The following is a 17,706-nucleotide window of genomic DNA, read 5'->3' as shown; positions in this document are numbered from 1 at the left end:
ATTACATTTTTCTTAGATAAATACCAGAATAAATAATACTTTTGGCAAGCAAAATGTATAGCTATTAGCGTAATTATAATTTCACGATGAGTCAAGATATAAATATAAAGATAACAGATAGAGACGGTATAACCCACGATATAGTAGCACCAACCGATATGGCAATGAATTTAATGGAAGTTGTGCGCTCTTACGAACTTGCCCCCGAGGGTACAATTGGTGTTTGTGGCGGTATGGCTATGTGTGCCTCTTGCCAATGCTACGTATTAAGTAATACGGAGTTGCCAGAAATGAGTGACGATGAAGAGGCCATGTTATCTGAAGCGTTTTATGTAAAAGATAATAGCCGTTTAGGCTGCCAAATACAAATGACACCAGACATGGAAGGGCTAGAAGTAGAGTTGGCTCCAGAAAGTTAGGTTTTTAATGTGACGCGGCCGCTAGTTGAGTGTCTAATAATTAATCATACTAGGATTAATGGCACTTTTAAAAATTTTTAAGGACAGATTTGATAATTACAGGTTTTATCTAAAACCGAAAGATCAAGTTGTTTTTTACAGCGAACCTTTTATTACTAAATATAAATGTCTGGAAAAAGTCGATTTTTTTAGAACACACGCCCGAGTAGACAAAAACTACAAAAGACTAAAAGCACAATGTGGCAGCTATTATTTTGTTTTTAAAAACAACAATACAGGCGAAATAATAGGAACAAGCGAGAGTTATTTAAATGTAGGCGACATGGAACTTTCCATTTCATTAATTAAACTAGGTATTAATAAGGTTAAAGTAGATTTTGAGGTTTATACCGTATAATAATGTTTTGTTTAACCTTGTTGGTTAAGCTTATATCATAGTGCTATTAAATTGTATTACTACACCAAGTATTATTACTTAAAATGATGCAGCAAACGAGGTAATACATCTCTCCTCCAAACAAAATTACTTGGTTCAAGTAGTATTTGTATTTATTAAGTTTTAAATAGATTACTATTTTAATATTTGCTGCGAATACCCTGCCAAATTACCACCAAACCAAAAACACTTTTTTTAATTCGCCATTATTATATTTTATCCAGCATAAGGTAGAAAATTTCTGTTCCAGGTCATCTCGTGCAATTTTTTTAAATGTGTAAAAATCTAACCAATTTACGTTGGTATGTGGTTGTAGTAACCAGTCTTTTTTACAGGGTATGTAAAACTTACAATTGGTAAATTTATGTAGATTGTTTAGGTTGATATAAAATCCAACAATACAATTACTATTTAGTGTTTTAAGTTCTATGTTTTGCTTAGAAAAAGGAACAAACAGTTGTGCTTTAAAATATACCTGCTGTTCTATAGTTTTACAATTTAGGTTTAACCTTTCCAAATAGGGTTTGCTAGCATTAGCGTAGAGCAGTGGGAGTTGTTTTTCTTTAAGTTTAGTAAGTTTATCTGTTAAGGCATCTCTCCGGTTTGGACCAATAAAGTGTTCAATTTCAGAAGTTCCTACAGAATCATCGTATAAATAGAACTTATATATGATTTCTAAATGTATGGGTTGCTTGTTCTTTAAAAGCAAACAATCTAACTCCCCTAAAGTAGTTTTGTCTTTTTGAATTTGAATATTTTCTGCTAAAACCGAAATATTATTATGTAAACTAAGTTCAAAAGCAACTAAACGCTCTACATATTTTCCTAATCGTAAGTTAGGTTCAAACAAAATATCTATGGTGTGGGGCTTAGATGCAATTGTAAACTGCTTTAAGTTTAATACTGAAGAAGTGTTATGCCATAAACAAGGTGTGTTTAAAAAGCCTTCGTATCGTTTTTGCAGTATATTTTTCATTCCATTAACAGTAGGAATTTTTTTTTAGTTTGTTTTATAATCGTCTAGTTTTCTAGGGCCCTCTAGGAGTACTCTAACAATTTGTAATGTGCCATCATCTCTTGTTGCTATTTGCCACTTAATTAAAGAAATTTCTCCATTCTCAATTTCAATACCTGTAATACTGCGGGGATGAACACAACTTCCATCATTAAAGAAAGCAATGTCTCCAGGTTCTGGAAAACGTGGGCGATGGGTATGCCCAACAATAGTTAATAAATTATTGTTTTGAATAATCCATTTTTTGGTGCGACGTTCAACTTTTATGAGTTCTTTATAGTTTTTTGCAGGACTAGTAGGGTCTGCAATTCCCATAACGTTTAGGGGTTTCCAAAGAATTCTCACTAAAAACCTACTCCATTTCCAAAATAGGAAATTCCACCAATCGGCTTGATGACCGTGGGTTAAAAATAGTTCTTGTGCTGTTGAGCAATGCTTTAAAACAATGCCTTCATGATATTTTATGTTCCCAAAGAGCTCTACTTCTTCACCAACTTTTGGATCGAAATAGGTAGATAAATGTTTTTTTACGTATTCTGGATTGCGGTATACCATATCATGATTGCCCCAAATGAGATGTAAACGCTTTTGTTCATGAAACAATTTCATGAGCATATACACATTTTTATGCGCATTTAAAATAGACTCGAAAGATAGGTTTTCCCATAGTTCGTCGCCATCTCCCAATTCACAATACTGAAACCCTTCGGCATAATAATGTTTTAAGGCGTGAAAATAAATATTGCGGTTGTTAGCAAAATCATCAGCAAAACTATTATCGCCACGGTGGCAGTCGCTAAAGAGTATAAACTTACTTTCGTCATCAAAATCGATTACTTTTGCGTTTTTGTAAGCGTTGTCTAAGCGTTTTTTAGAAGAAAACATGCAAAATACTTTAGGCTAATATAACTAAATTACTGGCTAGTATAGCCTATTTTTTCTAGTGCATGGGGCAAAATTCTACTTACAAATTGTGTGTATGCAAATTCTGAAGGATGTAAACCATCGCTAGCTACTAAGTTTGGATTGTCTAAACCTTTTCTTGTAATGTCGGTAATGTACACATAGGTAATGTTGTAAGCGTTACAATAATTTTCAATATAGGAATTATAAGTATTGATGTCTTCTGTAATGCTTGGGTTTCCGTTGCCAAAAGGCGTAAACGCATAATCTGGAATAGAAATAATAATAACATTACTTTTTTTCGCTTGGGCTAATTTATTCGCTTTAATTACCAATTCTGGAAATTCTTTTTCAAATATCTCAAAAGGGGCACCTTGATATTGGTTATTTACACCAATTAAAAGGGTAACAAGATCGTAATCCTCAGATAGTGTTTCATTATTAATCGCACTTATTAAAGCACCTGTTGTCCAGCCTGTTCTGGCTATTACTTTAAGACTAACATTCCAATCCTTAACTTTTTCAATAATACTGTCTTTTAATTGTTCTGGAAACTTACAGCTATTACATACACTTTCGCCTATAGTGTAGCTATCGCCAAGAGCAAGAATTTTTAAATTTTTTTGGATTGTATTTTGTACTGTATCGTTACTAAATTCGGTATCGTCTATAATTTCTTTTTGGGTTTCTTCGTCAACATATATTTCAGCATTTGAAGAACAACCAATAAAAAGAAAATAGCCCAAGCTAAAAAATAGCAATGCATATTTCAGTTTCATTTTTTATTTTAAAGATACGGTTTTGCTATTAAACAATAAAATCTGGATGCGAACACCCAGATTTTATCAAAATTAACTAAAAACTATCTATCAAAAAAAACTATAAACTTTTAATTTTTATACAAAGGATCTGCTCCTATGGTGCCTACCAAACTATTTAGGTAATCTTCAGATTTTACAGTATTATATAACTCTTTAACAGTTTTTAAGCGTTGTTCTATATTCATTTCTTCAACTAAAACATCATTATTAGGGTTAGCTATAAATGCTTCTAGATAATCAATCTGAGAACCGTAATACTTAATATCTTTTTGTTGTTTTAGCACTAGTCTTTCTTTATACCAATCGCTATTTAAAACATAATCTCTATTAAAATATTCGCGTAGCTCTGGGTGGCTTATATCTTTGCCTTCATAATGTCCGTAAGCCATAATGTGAAGTAAGATTTTTAATGGAGGAATTGCAGCTTCTACACTTCCATCCTCAAAATAGTTTAAGGCAACTTTTTGTTGTGCTTCAACGATGTTGTTAATACCATCAACATAATCTTCCATTCCTTGAAGTTCTGGTTTAAGCATTCTTTCGCTAAACACAGCTGTAGGTTCGTCAAACAATCTGTTTAAACATAATAGCGCGAAAGTTTTGGTAATTCTGTAGCCTAATCTGCTGGCTAATATTTTTTTACCGTTAAAATCAAAATCCTCAAGTTTTTCTAAAGAACCATTGGTAATTAAGTTGTTAGGGTCTCTATCTTCTGGAGCCATTCTAGCCCAAATCTCTGGAATTAATAAGCTTACATCGTGGTCTATCTTGTTTTCTGCACCAATGTATCCTGCTGCCGTACTAAAACCGTTAGACTCTGTTAAAATATGCGATAATAAAGCATTGTTTAAATCTGTTGTAGGTGTTAGCATGTTAAATGGTGCTTTTGTTAAAGCGCCTTCAGATCCTGCTCCTGTAGTAGATGGTGATTTACCTGTTAAACTACAAATAAAATCCATAAATAATTCAGGTGTTTCTTGGTAGTGTATAGGGTTGTAAACCGCTAGTGGTCTAATACCAGCTTTTTTATCTACTGGGTTGTTTCTTCTACCTGGTAAAACAGCATTAACAACATGAATTACTGGGTCTTCTAACTTAATTTTTCTTTTTAAGCGCACACCCATATCAGAGATATAAGTAGCCTCTGTTTCGTTATAAAACCTATTGGGTTCTAAGTAACGAGGGTTTTTGGTTGGTAAACCATCTTCAATAATTCTTGGGTGAGAGGGCAGTACAAATTGTATGTCTTCATCATCGTTGTTTATTATTTCTTCAATGAAGGTTTTAACAGGTTCTGTATACTTATCAAAATTAATAGTGTCTTCATAAATCTCGATGGCGTCTTTTTTCGTTAACTTTTCGTAATTCGTTAAAAATCTACCATCTGAAATAATATCTAATTCCGCTCCTTTATCATACCCTCTAACAATGGCCTCATCTGGTCTTTGGAATAAATGTGCTTCACAGTTTGTTAAAACCTTTACGCTTTTATTGGGATATTCTGGGTTTAAATCTTTAAACTGATTTCTTGGAAGTGTTATAGAGGCTGAAATATCATCTTCAGTTTGAATTTTTTCGCATGCAGAAAAATCTGAACGTAATTTATTTAACATCCAATTACCTTGTTGGTTAAAACCTATGCGAACATAGCTACCCACTACTGGCGTATTGTTGTAGATTAAAGACGTGCCTTTAACACCATTTATAATTTCTACAGACATCATGTCTTTCCAGTTAAGGTTAGCACCATGGGCTTGTCTAAATAAACGTTTTACGAACAATACTAATGAGCGTACGTGCACAGGTATATTCTCTAGCCATTCGTTAAACTCATCGGAGTTTTCTTCGGAAGGCGTTAACAGTTTTACAACAGAACCTAAAGTTCTTTTTTCACTTAAGAACGATCTAGATTTAGGCCTGTTAGGATCTTTATCCCTCCATCTGGTAGAGTAATCAAACTCAATAACTTCATCGGCCTTTTTAAAATCTTCTTCAATATTATGAATATTAAACCTGCTATAAGTAATAGCATTTTGCATAGATTTAGAAATCTCAGACTTACCTCCTCCGGAAACAGTACAAGGCTTATGGCAAAATACGCCCTCTGGATAGGTCTCCACTATGCGCCACAAATTAATGGACGTGTGTTTTTCTAATCTTAGTTTATTTCCAGAAGGGTGTATATAAGTTTTAAAAGGCGATAACTTTAATTTTTGTTCTTTGCCTTTGTAGGTCCATGAAATACTGTTTGTATTGGTGTTGAAATAAGACGATTCTGGTATGTAAACTATGTTAGGATATTTTTTATCAACGGCATAATTTTCTGGTTGCACCTCAATTCTATCTCCCAATAGATTTTTTACATCCTCAAAGGTATGGTCTAGTCCGTAATACTCTTTATAATCAGTACAGTTTACGGTATCTCCCATTACTCTTCGCGCATAGGCTATGGCGCCTCCAGCGTGTTCTTCTTCTAATACGCCATATAAGTTAGCTGAATAACTAATTTGCGTTTTAATCTCTTTTTTAGAGTAACCATAATAGTTATCGGCTATTAAGGTAACAACAACACCTCTGTCGTCCCTACAAGTAATTTTAAATGCGCCGCCATCGTTGTAAAGTTCGTTTTCGTCTTTCCAGCACATACCGTCTTTACGTTGGCGTTCTGTGGCATCATCATAATGTGGTAGCCCTACGTCTTTCTTTTTAAGAGTTAATAATTGTGGCGCAAGAATAATACAACCTGTGTGCCCTGTCCAATGTTCTGGATCTAAGGCAGCATCGTTATGAGCTAAATTAGGATTGCCCGCATTACCAAAAATATTTTCAACAAAGTCTAGGTTACTTACTAAAGAACCAGGAGCATAAAAGCGCACTTCTAAAGATTTTTTTGAAGCAATACCCTTAACTTCAGGACAAACCGTAGGTCTTAAAAGCATAGACACCATTGTTTTAGCTTTTTCCTCTTGGTTTGATGTGAACGGAAGTGTGTTTAATGCATCTGTAGGTTTAAATGCCGCATTTAAAAAGTGAGCCAACACTACTCTTGGTACTTCTTTTTTGTCTAAAGGCACTGGTAGAGGTCCTTCAACGATGTGGAAGGTGCCTTTGGTTGTTCTTTTATCGTGTAAAGGATTGTTTAAAATTCCTTGTTTTAATCTTTTAGAATTTACTAAATCACTTTCAAAAGAATCGCCATCGGGAGGTAAGCTTAACTCTCTTGCTTGCCCTTTTTTAGATAATATTAATGTATTATTTGGTAGTTTATAAGATTTATCTACCGATACATCTTTTAAATAATCATCTATAAAAGCTTGTATTCTAGAGTCTGCAGGCGACAGATGGTCTGCTAAGAGTCTTGATTTTTCTCTAAGACTCATTATTAGCGGACGTGTAGTTTTTTCGAACTCAGGGTCGCAAAATTTTTCCTTGCTATCTGGTTTGTCCTTAAAAACAGGCTGCCCAATTGCTGCTAGCTGTAAATTTATAAACTGAATAATGTCTCTTCTTGATCCTTTCATGACGTTTCACTTGATATTTAGAATAATTTCTAGAGCAAAACTATTGCATGAACTTCGTAAAAAACATGTCAAAAGTCATGTTATCAGTATATTTTTTACGATAACGTTGTAGTAATAAGCAGTTTTAGAATTTTAAAAAAAAGGATGCTATTTGTCGCTCCATACAGCTAGTTCATTTCCTGATGGATCTGTAAAATGAAACCTACTGCCTCCTGGGAAAGAAAAGATATCTGTTGTAATTATTCCTTTAGCTTTAATTATTTTATCTTTTATGGTTTCTAGATTTTCGTGATATAAAACCACTAAAGCACCGTTAGTAATTTTTTCTTCGGTTTGTTCAAATCCGCCCTCAAGTCTACTCTCTGAAAACGCAACATAAGTATCTCCATAATCTGTAAAAACCCAACCAAAGCACTTTGAATAAAATTGTTTTGTTTTTTTAAGATTATGGGTTTTTAAACTCTACATAATTAATGTGTGTATGCATCATTTAAATCCATTTAGTCCCGTAATATCCAAACCAGTAATAAGTAAATGAATATCGTGAGTGCCTTCATAGGTAATCACACTCTCTAAATTCATCATGTGTCGCATTATGCTATATTCGCCAGTAATTCCCATGCCTCCTAATATTTGTCTTGCTTCACGAGCGATGTTAAGTGCCATATTTACATTATTACGTTTCGCCATTGATATTTGCGCAGAGGTTGCAGTACCGTTGTCTCGCATTACACCTAATCTCCAAGCTAAAAGTTGAGCTTTGGTAATTTCGGTAATCATTTCAGCTAGTTTTTTTTGCTGTAGTTGAAACTGCCCAATAGGTTTCCCAAATTGCAAGCGTTCTTTGCTATATCTAAGTGCAGTATCGTAACAATCCATAGCGGCGCCAATAGCGCCCCAAGCAATGCCATATCTTGCGGAATCTAAACATCCTAGTGGTGCGCCTAACCCAGATTTGTTAGGTAATAAGTTTTCTTTGGGAACTTTTACATTATCGAAAATAAGCTCACCTGTAGCTGAAGCACGGAGCGACCATTTATTGTGTGTTTCTGGTGTAGAAAACCCTTCCATACCGCGTTCAACTATTAAACCGTGTATTCTACCCGCTTCGTTTTTAGCCCAAACTATAGCTACTTGTGCAAAAGGCGCATTGCTTATCCACATTTTAGCACCATTGAGCAAATAGTGGTCGCCATTATCTTTAAAGTTGGTTGTCATACCACCAGGGTTGCTACCGTGGTCTGGTTCAGTTAATCCAAAGCACCCCATCCATTCGCCGCTTGCTAGTTTAGGCAGGTATTTTTGGCGTTGTGCCTCATTACCATATTTCCAAATAGGATACATTACCAAGGATGATTGTACCGAGGCCGTAGAACGAACGCCAGAATCGCCACGCTCTATTTCCTGCATAATTAAACCGTATGAAATTTGATCTAAACCGGCACCTCCATATTCTTCAGGAATGTATGGACCAAAAGCACCAATTTCTGCTAAACCCTCTATGATTTGTGTGGGGAATTCTGCTTTTTGTGCGTAGGCTTCAATAATTGGAGATACATCGCGCTTTACCCATGCTCTGGCAGTATTACGTACCAGTTTATGTTCATCGGTAAGTAATTCATCTAAATTGTAGTAATCTGGTGCTTCGAATAGATCTGGTTTCATAACAATATCAATGAGGTTTAACTTGAGAATTAATAATGAAACTTATGTTTTTTTAAGAATTCATCATTTAATATTATCAAATTTAAAGAATCTTTGTTGATATCATTACATTTTTAGGTAGAAATCTTTGGTTAAGTTTATATATTCTTGGGTGTATTGGTGTCTTTGGTTTTCAATAACCAGTTCACGTATTATTGCATCGCTTTTCTGATAGGAAAACTCGATAAGGCTTCGTTTTATATTGGAAGTAGGATTGCCTTTAACACGTAAAATACGATTTGGAAATAGGTGAATAAGGCTAGCTTCTTCTATATATTTGCCTTCTTCTTTAAAAGGAACAACTATGGAGAACTTACCTTTTTTTGATAGAAAGTTAATAACAGCAAAAATGATATGTTCCATTGGCATAGCATCACTAAAACGAGCTAAATCTCGAGATGCATCATTAGTTTTGTAATCTTCTGAATAAAAAGGGGGATTGCAAATAATAAGATCGAATTTTTCATCTACAGCCTCAATATACTCTAATAAGGACGCATGAAAACAAAAAAGCCTGTCGTTCCAAGGTGAGTTTTCAAAGTTTTCAGCACATTGTTCAAAGGCATCATCATCAATTTCTATAGCCTCAATTTGTTCTGCATTGCTTCGTTGTGCCATCATGAGGCTTAAAATGCCTGTGCCTGCACCAATATCTAAAATATTATAAGGGTTATGCTCAACCGAGGTCCACGCCCCTAAAAGCACCCCGTCTGTACCAATTTTCATGGCGCATTGGTCTTGTTGAACCGAGAATTGTTTAAATTGAAAAAGTTGATTGGGCATTGTTATTCTTCTAAATATAAATCGATTAAACCTTCGGGAGTTTCAACAAGAATAGTTTTGCTGTCTCTATCTACTTTTAATATAAATTCATCATTCATGGGTATTAAAACCTCAATACCATCCCTATCAATTTCAAAAAGCGATTGCGCCGTAGCATCGTTAATGGCTTTTACAGTGCCAACGTCTCCAAAATTTTTATCTGTTACGGTAAACCCAATTACTTCATGAAAGTAAAACTTATTACCTTCCAGTTTAGGTAATGTGGCAAGGGGTAGGTAAAGGCCGCTTTTTATAATAGCGTCTGCATCGGCTTCATCGTCAACATCTTCAAATTTTATACGCAGTAGTTCAGATTTATGTAGTTGGGAGTTTTCAACAAAAAAGGGCACAAGGTTATTGCGTAACTCTAAAAAAATAGCATCTAAATTTTCGTAGAGTTCAGGTTGGTCGGTATCTAATTTAGCTAGTACTTCGCCTTTAAAACTGTACTTTTTTACAATTTTACCCAAATAAAAACAATCCTCTTTTTGCATGAAAATTTTTTAATTTTTCATCCTGAACTTGTTTCAGGATCTCATTCCTTGATTTTAAAGATGCTGAAATAAATTCAGCATAATGCAAAACAATTTTGCATAAAAAACTCCGATATTTCTATCGGAGTTTAAAAGTATAAAAAATTAATTTTTTATTCTTCTTCGTTAGAAGCCTCAGCTTCAGTTGCTTCCTCAGCTTCTTCAACAACAGGAGCAGCCGCAGCTATTCTTGCTTCGTTTACAGCCTTTTCAGCAGCTAAAGCATCTGCTTTAGCTTTTGCTTCAGCCTCAGATAATCCCTCAGCTTTAGCTTGAATTTTCGCTTCTTTTTCTTCTAACCAAGCTTTAAATTTCTCTTCAGCTTGTTCTTCAGTTAAAGCGCCTTTTCTAACACCACCTGCAAGATGATTTTTCATTAAAGCACCTCTATACGATAAAAGTGTTCTAGCGGTATCAGTTGGTTGCGCACCATTCTGAAGCCATTTTACAGCGCTATCAACATCTAATTCTACAGTTGCAGGATTAGTGTTTGGATTGTAAGCACCTAATTTTTCTAGGTATTTACCATCTCTTTTAGAGCGTGAATCTGCTGCTACGATCCAGTAATAAGGTTTTCCCTTTTTACCGTGTCTTTGTAATCTAATTTTTACTGGCATATAAATTAATTATTTGAGGTTCCCGACCTCGGTTATTAATGAGGGCGCAAATATACCATATTTTTTTAAAAATCAGCGTTTTATTTTATAACGAATTTAAAATAATAAACACACGGGTTCGGGGACTTTAAAATCGTGTAAAAATGAGAGCTTGCCAGAAGTATTATCTATACTAAAAACGGCAATATTTTGGGTGTTTCTATTGGCCACAAGTAAAAACTCACCTGTTGGGTCTATGGTAAAGTTACGTGGCCAATCCCCGTGAACGCTTATATTCTGTATCCTTTCGATGTTGCCAGTAGTAATGTCTCTCTTAAACACGGCTATGGTGTTTTCGCCTCTATTGGAACCGTATAAAAAACGTTCGTCTTTAGAAAGGTGAATATCGGCACACTTATTAAACCCTTTAAAAGTAGGTTCTAGAGTGTTATCTTCGTCAATAAGTTCAAATCCGTTTTCAGTTCTTTTTATAGAAGTTATTGAAGCGCCATATTCATTTATAACATAAATATAATTGCCATCTTTAGTTAAGGCAAAATGCCTAGGCCCGGGGTTACCAGTTGTTTTAACTATGGCTTTGTGTTTTAATTTATAGGCATCATTATTTAATACATATTGGTATATAGCATTTCTGCCTAAGTCTGCTACAAATAAATCGTCCTTAAAAAATTGTGCAGAATGTACATGAGATGTTTCATTGTTAGTATTATGATTAAAAACTTGCGATGCTTCTTTTAAGCTACCATCTGTATGTATTGGGTAAATTGAAACTGTGCCACCACCATAGTTAGAAATGGCAATTTTGGTGCCTTTATTGTTTATAGAGATATGGCAAGGGCCTTTACCCTCGCTACTAACACGGTTTAAAATAGTAAGACTTCCATCATTATTTACTTTGTAGGATGATAAAAACCCATTACCAGTTCCATTAGTGGAGTACATATATGTTCTATCTGGCGAATAGGTTAAAAAGGATGGGTTATCTGTGGCAACACTCAACTGTAAATTAGATAAAATACCAGTTTTGGTATTAAAATCTAGCCTGTAAATGCCTTCACTATCTCCTTTTGTGTACGTGCCTACATAAAGCGCAATATTTGGCGATTTACAATTTAAGAAAACAATTGGGATTACTAATAAAATAAAGTGTTTAGGCTTCATAGCGTTAAAATAAAACAGTACAATTTATGATAAATTATCCTAAATAAGGGCATAAAACGTTAAGGATTCTTAAAACTATGATAAACACTGTTAAATAGCTTGACAGCAGTGATATTTCGGCTTATATTAAGGTATACGATGTGAAACAATACGCATCTTTAAAAGAAGGTATTGAAATTTAAAAATGAAAATGATATTATGAAGTATACAGAAAAAATTTCAAACAAATTAAACGAACTATTGGTAAAAAATTACGATGCTGAAAAAGGGTATATTAATGCTGCTGAAAACGTTGATAGCTCTACCCTAAAAATTTTCTTTAAACGAAGGGCTACCGAGCGCAGCGAATTTGCTAAAGAAATAAGAACAGAAATATTACGCTATGGCGAAGACCCTAAAGATTCTGGAAGTTTTAAAGGAACTGTACACAGAAATTGGATGAGCTTAAAATCGTTATTCTCTTCAAATGATGAGGAAGCTATTTTAGAAGAAGCTATTAGGGGCGAAGAGGCAAGTCTTGAAGAATATAATGAAATTTTAGAAGACAAAACACTGCCACCAAGCATTGATAATATGTTAATTAAGCAGAGAGATGCTATACAGGCAGCAATTAATACTGAAAAAGTACATGAAGAACTAGTGTCATAAATACAGTAGTTTAGTTTGGTTAGTAGCGAAACGCAATCTTTAATTAGGTTGCGTTTTTTTTTGTTTTGTTTAAAACTCTTGATAACTTGGTTAAAAAAAAGTGATATTTCTATGTATTTTTATACACTTCGTTTTTGCTCTAAGCGAATAAACAAATCAACCGATAAACATAAAGAATGTACTTAATTTTCGATACAGAAACTACAGGTTTACCAAAGCGTTGGGACGCGCCAATTACAGATGTTGACAACTGGCCAAGGTGTATACAAATTGCATGGCAATTGCACGATGCTATGGGCAATTGTATAGAGAGTAAAGATTATTTGGTGAAACCTGATGGATTTAACATTCCTTACGATGCAGAGAAAATCCATGGTATTTCTACAGAATTAGCACAAGAACAAGGCGTACCGCTAGCTGAGGTTTTAGAAAAATTTAATGAGGCTTTGGGTAAAACCAAGTTTGTGGTAGGGCAAAACGTAAAGTTCGATTTAAATATTATGGGAGCCGAATTCGTGCGTGGTGATGTAGCAAACCCACTACAGGAATTGCCTGTTTTAGATACATGTACCGAACACACAGCAAGTTTGTGCCAAATTCCAGGAGGGCGTTATGGTAAATTTAAATTGCCAACATTAACAGAGCTTCATGAATTTTTATTTAACGAGCCTTTTGCCGAAGCGCACAATGCAACAGCCGATGTTGAGGCTACCACACGTTGTTTTTTAGAATTAATTCGTTTAGAGGCGTATACTAAAGAAGAACTGGATGTTCAGCCCAATTACTTCGAGAATTTCAAAAAAGCAAACCCAGAAACTATTCAGCTTATAGGGTTAAAACACATTAACCTTAAAAGGGAAAGTGCCAAAATTAGGGAGCGTCTCCAAAAGAGTAAATCTAGTATTTCTTCAGAAGAAATAAAGCAAAATGTTTCAGATTTAGCCGATGTAAATTTTGTGCATTTACACAACCATTCGCAGTTTTCGGTACTGCAATCTACTATGAGTGTTTCAGATTTGGTAAGTGCGGCAGCAGAACATAACATGCCTGCAGTAGCATTAACAGACCATGCTAATATGATGGGCGCGTTTCATTTTGTAAATGCCATAAATAAAGTAAACAGCGGCATAAAATCTAAAATTGAAGAGGCAAAAGAAAAGGGTGAAACTACAAACGCCAAATTAATAAAACCAATTGTTGGTTGTGAGTTTTTTGTATGTGAAGATCATACCGACAAAACTAGAAAAGATAATGGGTACCAAATAGTACTTCTAGCAAAGAATAAAAATGGCTATCATAATTTAGCTAAACTCTCGTCGCATGCTTTTGTAGATGGATTTTATTATTTACCAAGAATAGATAAAAAACTCATTCAACAATACAAAGAAGATATTATTGTACTTACAGGTAATTTATATGGAGAAGTGCCAAGTAAGGTTTTAAATATAGGTGAAAATCAAGCAGAAGAGGCGCTTTTATGGTGGAAAAATGAGTTTGGAGACGATTTGTATGTAGAACTTATGCGCCATAATCAAGAAGATGAAAATCGTGTAAATCCCACTTTAATAAAACTTGCCAGAAAACACGATGTTAAGTTGGTAGCATCAAATAATACGTATTATAGAAAACAAGAAGATGCTAATGCGCATGATATTTTATTGTGTGTAAAAGATGGTGAAAAACAAGCAACACCTATAGGTCGCGGACGAGGATACCGTTACGGGTTACCTAACCAAGAATACTATTTTAAGTCTTCAGACGAAATGAAAGCGCTTTTTAAAGACATTCCTGAAGCTATTATAAATGTACAGGAGATTGTAGATAAAGTAGAAGCATTTCAATTGGCGCGAGATGTTTTACTGCCTGCGTTTAATATACCAGAACAATTTAAGCATGAAGAAGATTTAGTTGATGGCGGTAAACGAGGCGAAAATGCCTATTTAAGACACCTCACTTACGAAGGTGCAAAAAAACGCTATGGCGAAGAACTGTCTGACGAGGTAAGGGAACGACTCGATTTTGAGTTAAGTGTTATAGAAAATACAGGATATCCAGGATACTTTTTAATTGTTGAAGATTTTATTCGCGAGGCTCGAAATATGGATGTGTCCGTTGGTCCGGGGCGTGGTTCGGCAGCAGGATCGGTAGTAGCATATTGCCTCTGGATAACAAATATAGATCCGTTACAGTACGACTTACTTTTTGAGCGTTTCTTAAATCCAGACCGTATTAGTATGCCCGATATTGATATTGATTTTGACGATGAAGGCCGAAGTCGTGTTATGGACTACGTGATTGAAAAATACGGTGCAAACCAAGTAGCGCAAATTATTACCTATGGTACCATGGCTGCAAAATCATCCATTCGAGATACGGCACGCGTACTAGATCTACCGCTATTTGATGCAGATAGGATAGCAAAACTAATCCCTACCATGTCTAAACTAGGAAAGATTTTTGGTTTAGATGAAAAGGAACTCGGAAAGAAATTTAGAGCCGAAGATTTAGAAAAAGTTAACGAACTTTTAAATATCGCCGATGGTAGCGATTTACAGGCCGAAACCGTAAACCTCGCCAGAACATTAGAAGGTTCTGTAAGAAACACAGGAATTCATGCTTGTGGTGTAATCATAACACCAGACGATATTACCAAGTTTGTACCCGTTTCTGTAGCAAAAGATTCTGATTTGTATGTTACGCAATTCGACAACTCGGTAGTAGAATCGGCAGGTCTTTTAAAAATGGATTTCTTAGGCTTAAAAACCTTAACGCTTATTAAAGACACCGTAAAAATTGTGAAAGCAAAACACGGTATTCAACTCGATCCAGAGACATTTCCTCTAGATGACGAAAAAACTTATGAATTGTTCCAAAGAGGGGAAACAGTTGGGGTGTTTCAATATGAATCTCCCGGTATGCAAAAACACCTTCGCGATTTAAAACCAACGGTATTCGAAGATTTAATTGCAATGAATGCACTTTACCGTCCGGGACCAATGGAATATATTCCAAGTTTCGTACGAAGAAAACATGGCGATGAAGAAATTGAGTACGATTTGCCAGCCATGGAGGAATACCTTAAAGAAACTTATGGTATTACGGTATACCAAGAGCAGGTAATGTTACTCTCCCAAAAACTGGCAGATTTTACCAAAGGTGAAGCCGATGTACTCCGTAAAGCCATGGGAAAAAAGCAAATTGCGGTGTTGGATAAAATGAAACCAAAATTCATTGAGCAAGCCAGTGCAAACGGGCATGATGCAAAAATATTAGAAAAGGTTTGGAAAGACTGGGAGGCATTTGCAAGTTACGCCTTTAATAAATCGCACTCTACATGTTACGCGTGGATAGCTTACCAAACGGCCTATTTAAAAGCGCATTACCCTGCGGAATATATGGCTGCTGTGTTATCTAATAACATGAACGACATTAAGCAGGTTACTTTCTTTATGGAAGAATGTAAACGTATGAAGTTAGATGTTTTAGGTCCGGATGTAAACGAAAGTTACTATAAGTTTTCGGTTAACAAAGATGGTGCCGTACGTTTTGGGATGGGGGCCATAAAAGGTGTGGGGCATGGAGCGGTTATGACTATTGTGGAAAACCGAAAGAAAGACGGACCTTACAAATCTATATTCGATTTAGCAAAACGTATCGATTTGCGTGCGGCCAACAAAAAAGCATTCGAAAATTTAGCACTCGCCGGAGGTTTCGACGGATTAGGAGATACACATCGCGCACAGTATTTTCACGATGATGGCGATGGTATAACCTTCTTAGAAAAAGCCATTAAATACGCACAGAAGTACAAGGAAAACGAGAATTCTGCGCAGGTAAGTCTGTTTGGTGAAAGTAGTGACGTGCAAATACCCGAACCCGAAGTGCCACCATGCGAAGAATGGGGAACCATGAAAACGCTTAGTAAAGAACGGGAAGTGGTAGGGGTATATATTTCGGGTCATCCGTTAGATGATTTTAAAATAGAAATGAAAACCTTTTGTAATGCTACGGTTGGCATGTTCAATAATTTAGGGCCATATGTAAACCGAGAGTTAGTGTTTGGTGGTGTAGTAACCGATGTGCAACATCGTGTAAGTAAACAAGGAAAAGGTTGGGCATTATTTACTATTGAAGATTATACCGATAGTTACGAGTTTAGAATTTTTGGCGAAGAGTATTTAAAATTCAGGCACTTTTTACTTCAGAATAACTTTGTGTTTGTTAAAACTTTTGTGCGCGAAGGGTGGGTGAATAAAGATACAGGTAAAAAGAGTGATCCGCGATTGCAGTTTAATAGTTTCCAGCTATTACACGATGTCATGGAGCAGTATGCCAAAAAATTATCAATACAGGTAGATATAAAAGATTTAACCGAGCAAAAAATAATAGCTTTAAAAGAGTTATTGCATATGCACCCTGGAAACCAAGCATTAAATTTCTTAGTATACGATACTAAAGAAAAAATGAAGTTAACCATGCCTAGTAGAAGGCAAAAAGTAAAGGTGTCTCAGGAATTGTTGAATGAGCTTAGGGATCAGGATGTAAGATTTAAGTTAAATTAATAACATTTAACGAAACAACAATTATTAAACAATGCACAATTTTAAAAATGAAGGCTGCTAAAAATATTAAAATAACAATACGCCTTTAAATAACCTTAAGCAATAAGACTATAGTTAAAACAAATTAACAGTTTGTAAGCTTTGGAAAATTATTTGACTAAATTTGTAAAACAAAAAGAATTAAGAACTTATTAAACACATATATTATGGCATTAGAAATAACAGATGCAACATTTGAGGAAACAGTATTAAAGAGTGATAAACCTGTATTGGTCGATTTTTGGGCTGCTTGGTGTGGACCTTGTAGAATGGTTGGGCCGGTAATTGAGCAAATTAGCGATGAATACGAAGGAAAAGCTGTAGTTGGTAAGGTAGATGTTGATGCTAATCAAGAGTTTGCAGCCAAATATGGTGTGCGCAACATACCTACTGTTTTAGTATTTCAAAACGGAGAGGTTGTTGGAAGACAAGTGGGTGTAGCACCTAAAAATGCTTATACAGACGCGATTGATGCGCTTCTATAATAGAAAAAGAAAAGAAAGTT

14 protein-coding genes and 1 pseudogene are annotated in these 17,706 nt (G+C 35.1%); 5 read left to right on the top strand and 10 right to left on the bottom strand.

Annotated elements, in window-relative coordinates; all coding sequences use genetic code 11:
- The first annotated feature begins 86 nt into the window (after positions 1–86).
- Together CLV33_RS02495 and CLV33_RS02490 are read left to right on the top strand one after the other, a co-directional pair.
- Positions 87–419, top strand: a complete 333-nt coding sequence (locus tag CLV33_RS02495; RefSeq protein WP_042244389.1) for a 2Fe-2S iron-sulfur cluster-binding family protein — start codon at positions 87–89, stop codon at positions 417–419.
- A gap of 58 nt (positions 420–477) precedes the next feature.
- Complete coding sequence (locus CLV33_RS02490; protein WP_105472572.1) at positions 478–816, top strand: YegP family protein; 339 nt, start codon at positions 478–480, stop codon at positions 814–816.
- 208 nt (positions 817–1,024) lie between these two features.
- On the opposite strand, the gene CLV33_RS02485 is transcribed toward CLV33_RS02490, so the two are convergent.
- From CLV33_RS02485 to CLV33_RS02440, 10 genes and pseudogenes are all read right to left on the bottom strand, one after another.
- The gene (locus CLV33_RS02485) at positions 1,025–1,831 is read right to left on the bottom strand and encodes a DUF1853 family protein (RefSeq protein WP_105472571.1); all 807 of its coding nucleotides are present in this window, start codon (positions 1,829–1,831) and stop codon (positions 1,025–1,027) included.
- A gap of 24 nt (positions 1,832–1,855) precedes the next feature.
- A complete protein-coding gene (locus CLV33_RS02480; protein ID WP_105472570.1) occupies positions 1,856–2,755 on the bottom strand; it encodes a metallophosphoesterase family protein in 900 nt (299 codons plus the stop codon).
- A gap of 29 nt (positions 2,756–2,784) precedes the next feature.
- Entirely contained in the window at positions 2,785–3,552 is a 768-nt protein-coding gene (locus CLV33_RS02475) for an SGNH/GDSL hydrolase family protein (RefSeq protein WP_105472569.1), read from the bottom strand.
- A gap of 110 nt (positions 3,553–3,662) precedes the next feature.
- Entirely contained in the window at positions 3,663–7,115 is a 3,453-nt protein-coding gene (locus CLV33_RS02470) for a hypothetical protein (protein WP_105472568.1), read from the bottom strand.
- Between the two features lie 147 nt (positions 7,116–7,262).
- A pseudogene (locus tag CLV33_RS17640) lies at positions 7,263–7,502 on the bottom strand (VOC family protein); the annotation flags it as partial.
- A gap of 99 nt (positions 7,503–7,601) precedes the next feature.
- Complete coding sequence (locus tag CLV33_RS02460) at positions 7,602–8,780, bottom strand: acyl-CoA dehydrogenase family protein (RefSeq protein ID WP_105472567.1); 1,179 nt, start codon at positions 8,778–8,780, stop codon at positions 7,602–7,604.
- A gap of 105 nt (positions 8,781–8,885) precedes the next feature.
- Positions 8,886–9,602, bottom strand: a complete 717-nt coding sequence (locus CLV33_RS02455) for a tRNA1(Val) (adenine(37)-N6)-methyltransferase (RefSeq protein ID WP_105472566.1) — start codon at positions 9,600–9,602, stop codon at positions 8,886–8,888.
- 2 nt (positions 9,603–9,604) lie between these two features.
- Entirely contained in the window at positions 9,605–10,135 is a 531-nt protein-coding gene (gene rimM, locus CLV33_RS02450; protein WP_042244407.1) for a ribosome maturation factor RimM, read from the bottom strand.
- A gap of 152 nt (positions 10,136–10,287) precedes the next feature.
- Positions 10,288–10,791: a 30S ribosomal protein S16 gene (locus CLV33_RS02445; protein WP_042244409.1), complete on the bottom strand. Its 504-nt coding sequence runs from the start codon at positions 10,789–10,791 to the stop codon at positions 10,288–10,290.
- A gap of 96 nt (positions 10,792–10,887) precedes the next feature.
- Positions 10,888–11,952: a lactonase family protein gene (locus CLV33_RS02440; protein ID WP_105472565.1), complete on the bottom strand. Its 1,065-nt coding sequence runs from the start codon at positions 11,950–11,952 to the stop codon at positions 10,888–10,890.
- Positions 11,953–12,150: 198 nt separating this feature from the next.
- Between CLV33_RS02440 and CLV33_RS02435 the strand changes: the two genes are divergently transcribed.
- The 3 genes from CLV33_RS02435 (at position 12,151) to trxA (ending at position 17,686) form a co-directional block, all read left to right on the top strand.
- Positions 12,151–12,600 (top strand): ferritin-like domain-containing protein, encoded by a 450-nt coding sequence (locus tag CLV33_RS02435; protein WP_105472740.1) that lies wholly within the window; start codon positions 12,151–12,153, stop codon positions 12,598–12,600.
- Positions 12,601–12,776: 176 nt separating this feature from the next.
- Positions 12,777–17,162 carry a DNA polymerase III subunit alpha gene (dnaE, locus tag CLV33_RS02430; RefSeq protein WP_105472564.1) on the top strand — a complete coding sequence of 1,462 codons (4,386 nt, stop codon included), beginning with the start codon at positions 12,777–12,779 and terminating at the stop codon, positions 17,160–17,162.
- A 179-nt stretch (positions 17,163–17,341) separates the two neighbouring features.
- Positions 17,342–17,686 (top strand): thioredoxin, encoded by a 345-nt coding sequence (gene trxA, locus CLV33_RS02425; protein WP_262489520.1) that lies wholly within the window; start codon positions 17,342–17,344, stop codon positions 17,684–17,686.
- Positions 17,687–17,706: the final 20 nt, after the last annotated feature.

Source organism: Jejuia pallidilutea, assembly GCF_002973595.1.
Taxonomy (GTDB): Bacteria; Bacteroidota; Bacteroidia; order Flavobacteriales; family Flavobacteriaceae; genus Jejuia; species Jejuia pallidilutea.
This window is presented reverse-complemented; position numbering and strand designations above follow the sequence as displayed.

Excerpts from the sequence above, each read along its gene's own strand:
- CLV33_RS02480 (WP_105472570.1), bottom strand. The coding sequence starts at position 2,755 with ATGTTTTCTTCTAAAAAACGCTTAGACAACGCTTACAAAAACGCAAAA.
- dnaE (WP_105472564.1), top strand. The coding sequence starts at position 12,777 with ATGTACTTAATTTTCGATACAGAAACTACAGGTTTACCAAAGCGTTGG.
- CLV33_RS02495 (WP_042244389.1), top strand. The coding sequence starts at position 87 with ATGAGTCAAGATATAAATATAAAGATAACAGATAGAGACGGTATAACC.
- rimM (WP_042244407.1), bottom strand. The coding sequence starts at position 10,135 with ATGCAAAAAGAGGATTGTTTTTATTTGGGTAAAATTGTAAAAAAGTAC.
- CLV33_RS02445 (WP_042244409.1), bottom strand. The coding sequence starts at position 10,791 with ATGCCAGTAAAAATTAGATTACAAAGACACGGTAAAAAGGGAAAACCT.
- CLV33_RS02475 (WP_105472569.1), bottom strand. The coding sequence starts at position 3,552 with ATGAAACTGAAATATGCATTGCTATTTTTTAGCTTGGGCTATTTTCTT.
- CLV33_RS02455 (WP_105472566.1), bottom strand. The coding sequence starts at position 9,602 with ATGCCCAATCAACTTTTTCAATTTAAACAATTCTCGGTTCAACAAGAC.
- CLV33_RS02470 (WP_105472568.1), bottom strand. The coding sequence starts at position 7,115 with ATGAAAGGATCAAGAAGAGACATTATTCAGTTTATAAATTTACAGCTA.
- CLV33_RS02460 (WP_105472567.1), bottom strand. The coding sequence starts at position 8,780 with ATGAAACCAGATCTATTCGAAGCACCAGATTACTACAATTTAGATGAA.
- CLV33_RS02485 (WP_105472571.1), bottom strand. The coding sequence starts at position 1,831 with ATGAAAAATATACTGCAAAAACGATACGAAGGCTTTTTAAACACACCT.
- CLV33_RS02490 (WP_105472572.1), top strand. The coding sequence starts at position 478 with ATGGCACTTTTAAAAATTTTTAAGGACAGATTTGATAATTACAGGTTT.
- CLV33_RS02440 (WP_105472565.1), bottom strand. The coding sequence starts at position 11,952 with ATGAAGCCTAAACACTTTATTTTATTAGTAATCCCAATTGTTTTCTTA.
- CLV33_RS02435 (WP_105472740.1), top strand. The coding sequence starts at position 12,151 with ATGAAGTATACAGAAAAAATTTCAAACAAATTAAACGAACTATTGGTA.